General features: G+C 63.2%; 3 protein-coding genes. 1 reads left to right on the forward strand and 2 read right to left on the reverse strand.

The window, feature by feature from the left end:
• Nucleotides 1-13 precede the first annotated feature (13 nt).
• Entirely contained in the window at nt 14-2443 is a 2430-nt protein-coding gene (gene lon / locus VDP82_RS15000) for an endopeptidase La (protein WP_323015640.1), read from the reverse strand.
• Between the two features lie 243 nt (nt 2444-2686).
• Here lon and VDP82_RS15005 point away from each other — a divergent pair, with 243 nt between their 5' ends.
• Nucleotides 2687-3106, forward strand: a complete 420-nt coding sequence (locus tag VDP82_RS15005) for a nuclear transport factor 2 family protein (RefSeq protein WP_323015641.1) — start codon at nt 2687-2689, stop codon at nt 3104-3106.
• A gap of 187 nt (nt 3107-3293) precedes the next feature.
• On the opposite strand, the gene clpX is transcribed toward VDP82_RS15005, so the two are convergent.
• Nucleotides 3294-4026 (reverse strand): ATP-dependent protease ATP-binding subunit ClpX (gene clpX, locus VDP82_RS15010; RefSeq protein ID WP_323015642.1); only part of this gene is annotated, 733 nt, incomplete at its 5' end.

Raw genomic sequence — 4026 nt, forward strand, 5'->3', positions numbered from 1 at the left:
CAGCGCACCGGAATTAATGCGTGATGCTGGCCGGCGCATCGTCGCCGGCATCCACGGTGGTGGAGACGGCGGGGGTGGCCTCATCGAAACTCCACTCGATGGGCTCGGGCTTGCGCACCAGCGCGCGCTCGATCACCTGATCCATGCGCGAGACCGGAACGATCTCCATGCCTTCCTTGACGATATCCGGGATCTCGACGAGATCGCGGACATTTTCCTCAGGGATCAGCACGGTCTTGATGCCGCCGCGCAGGGCGGCCAGCAGCTTTTCCTTGAGCCCGCCAATGGGCAGCACCCTGCCCCGCAGCGTGATCTCGCCGGTCATGGCGACATCGTTGCGCACAGGGATGCCGGTCATCACCGAAACGATGGCGGTGGCCAGCCCAATGCCGGCCGAGGGACCGTCCTTGGGGGTCGCGCCTTCAGGCAAATGGACGTGAATGTCGCGCGTATCGAACATCGGCGGCTTGATGCCGAATTCGATGGAGCGGGAGCGGACATAGGCCGTGGCCGCCGTCAGCGATTCCTTCATCACTTCCTTGATGTTGCCGGTGACCGTCATGCGGCCCTTGCCCGGCGTCATCACGCCTTCGATGGTCAGCAACTCGCCGCCGACCGAGGTCCAGGCCAGGCCCGTGACCAGGCCCACCTGGGATTCGGCCTCGATCTCGCCATGGGTGAAGATGGCCGGGCCCAGATATTTGGCCAGGCGCTCATCGTCGATCTCGATCGACTTCACCTTGGTGCGCACGATGTCGGTGATGGCCTTGCGCATCAGCTTGGAGATTTCGCGCTTGAGATTCCGCACCCCCGCCTCGCGGGTATATTGGCGGATGACCTTCATCAGCATCTCGTCCGAAAGCACGAATTCGCCATGGGCGACGCCGTTTTCACGGGCGGCCTCGGGAATGAGATGCTGCTTGGCGATGGCGTGCTTCTCCTGCTCGGTATAGCCCGAGAGGCGAATGATCTCCATGCGGTCCATCAGCGGGCCTGGAATGTTGAGCGTGTTCGAGGTGGTGACGAACATCACGTCCGACAGGTCGTAATCGACCTCCAGATAGTGATCGTTGAACGTGTTGTTCTGTTCCGGATCGAGCACCTCCAGCAGCGCCGAGGACGGATCGCCGCGGAAATCCTGGCCCATCTTGTCGATCTCGTCGAGCAGGAAGAGCGGATTGGACTTGCCGACCTTCTTGAGCGACTGGATGATCTTGCCGGGCATGGAGCCGATATAGGTGCGGCGATGGCCGCGGATTTCGGCTTCGTCCCGAACCCCGCCGAGCGCCATGCGCACGAATTCGCGGCCCGTCGCCTTGGCGATGGACTTGCCCAGCGAGGTCTTGCCGACGCCCGGAGGGCCGACCAGGCACAGAATCGGCCCCTTGAGCGTGCCGGTGCGCGCCTGCACGGCCAGATATTCAAGGATGCGCTCCTTGACCTTTTCCAGCCCATAATGGTCGGCATCGAGCACCTTCTCGGCCAGGACCAGGTCGCGCTTGACCTTGCTCTTCTTGCCCCAGGGCAGGCCCAGAAGCGTGTCGAGATAGTTACGGACCACGGTGGCTTCGGCCGACATCGGGCTCATCGAGCGGAGCTTTTTCAGCTCGCCCTCGGCCTTGGCGCGCGCCTCCTTGGACAGCCGCGTCTTGGCGATGCGCTCTTCCAGCTCGGCCAGCTCGTTGGAGCCTTCCTCGCCGTCGCCCAGTTCCTTCTGGATCGCCTTCATCTGCTCGTTGAGGTAGTATTCGCGCTGCGTCTTCTCCATCTGCCGCTTGACGCGGGAGCGGATGCGCTTTTCCACCTGCAACACGCCGATCTCGCCTTCCATCAGGCCGAGAATCTTCTGGAAGCGCTCGATCACCGAAATGGTGGAGAGCAGGTCTTCCTTCTCGTGGATCTTGACCACCAGATGGCTGGCAATGGTATCGGCGAGCTTGGTGTGGCTCTCGATCTGGCCGACCGCCGTCACCACCTCGGCCGAGATCTTCTTGTTGAGCTTCACATAGCTCTCGAACTCGGTCTGGGCGGAGCGGGCCAGCGCCTCGATCTCGGTGGCGTCTTCCACCGGCTCGGGCAGGATGGACGCCTCGGCCTCGAAATAATCCACCGTTTGCAGGTATTTATCGATGGTCGCCCGGTGCAGGCCCTCGACCAGCACCTTGACGGTGCCGTCGGGCAGCTTGAGCAGTTGCAGCACCGTGGCGATGGTGCCCGTGGCATAGATCTGGTCGGGCGCGGGATCGTCGTCCTGCGCATTCTTCTGCGTCACGACCAGGATATGCTTGTCGTCGCGCATGACTTCTTCCAGCGCCTTGACCGATTTCTCACGGCCGACGAAGAGCGGCACGATCATGCCGGGGAAGACGACGATGTCGCGCAGGGGGAGGACCGGATAGACCCGGTCCCGGCTGGTTTCGCCGGTGGGATTGACGTCCGACATCACATTTCCTTTCCGGGGCGCGCCGGGAGGAGGAGGGTGCGCGCCCGATTGCGACTGCCCGGCCTGAAAGGCTGGGCGATTCAGGTTAATAAATAGGGTGGACAGCCCCCGCCGCAAGTCAACCTTAGCGCTTTTGTGACCATTACCGTTACTTCGCACAGGAGATATGCGCGCAGGGCGGAAACATGGGTGTAACCTGGGCGCAGGATGAATGCGGGTGGGAGGCCACAGATGGACGCTGCGGTGAAAGCGCTCTTCGCACGCTATGAGGCGCTATTCAACCAGGCGCTTTCCGGCGAGGCGGATATGGAGGCGGTGGCCGCGCTCTATGCCGTCGAAGTCATCGGGGCGGCGCCCCTGGGTGTGCGGGCCGGCAAAAACGATGCCGAATTCCGCGCGGCGATGGCGCAGGGCTACGCCCATTACCGCGCCATCGGCACGCGGGAGATGCGCATAAAGGGGCTGCACATCACCCCCATCGACGCGCTGCACTGTCTCGCCAAGGTGGACTGGACCTCGCTTTACGAGCGCAAGGACGGCACCGAAGTCCGCATCGATTTCGAGGTGCATTATCTGGTGCAGATGCAGGATGGGGCAGCCAAGGTGTTCGGCTGGATCACCGGGGATGAAAGCGCCGCATTGCGCGAGCACGGGCTGACATAGGGGCTTATCGTATTCACCGGCGGCGACGGGGGTTCGGCGCTGTTTGGCCCCAGTATCGGGGCTTCCCACACCCCCTCCCAGCCTCCCCCATCAAGGGGGAGGTGCCGTTCGGTGGGTGGGGCGGCACCGGCGAAAAGCAAAACGCCGGGCGCAGGGCCCGGCGTTTTTGTTTTTCTGGCGGGTTCGCTCAGGCGGTGGCCGGGGCGTCTTCCTTCTTGCGCTCGGAATAGATGTAGAGCGGGCGCACATCCTTGCCCTTGACCACGTCTTCCGAGATCACCACTTCCTCCACGCCTTCCAGCGAGGGCAGGTCGTACATGGTGTCGAGCAGGATCGCTTCCATGATCGAGCGCAGGCCGCGCGCGCCGGTCTTGCGCTCGATGGCCTTCTCGGCGATGGCCTTGAGGGCATCCTCGTGGAAGGTCAGCTCCACCTCTTCCATCTGGAACAGGCGCTGATACTGACGCACCAGCGCGTTCTTGGGCGCGGTGAGGATTTCGATCAGCGCCGGAATGTCGAGGTCTTCCAGCGTCGCCAGCACCGGCAGGCGGCCGATGAATTCGGGGATCAGGCCGAACTTGACCAGGTCTTCCGGAGCCACGTCGGCCAGCAGCTCGCCGACGCGCCGGTCCTGCGGGTCCTTCACCGTGGCGGAAAAGCCGATGCCCGAGCCCTCGCCGCGCGCCGAAATGATCTTTTCAAGACCGGCGAAGGCGCCGCCGCAGATGAACAGGATATTGGTGGTGTCCACCTGCAGGAATTCCTGCTGCGGGTGCTTCCTGCCGCCCTGGGGCGGCACGGAGGCCACGGTGCCCTCCATGATCTTGAGCAGGGCCTGCTGCACGCCCTCGCCCGATACATCGCGGGTTATGGAAGGATTGTCCGACTTGCGGGAAATCTTGTCGACCTCGTCGATATAG

This window comes from Devosia sp. (genome assembly GCF_034675085.1).
In the GTDB taxonomy this organism is placed as follows: domain Bacteria; phylum Pseudomonadota; class Alphaproteobacteria; order Rhizobiales; family Devosiaceae; genus Devosia.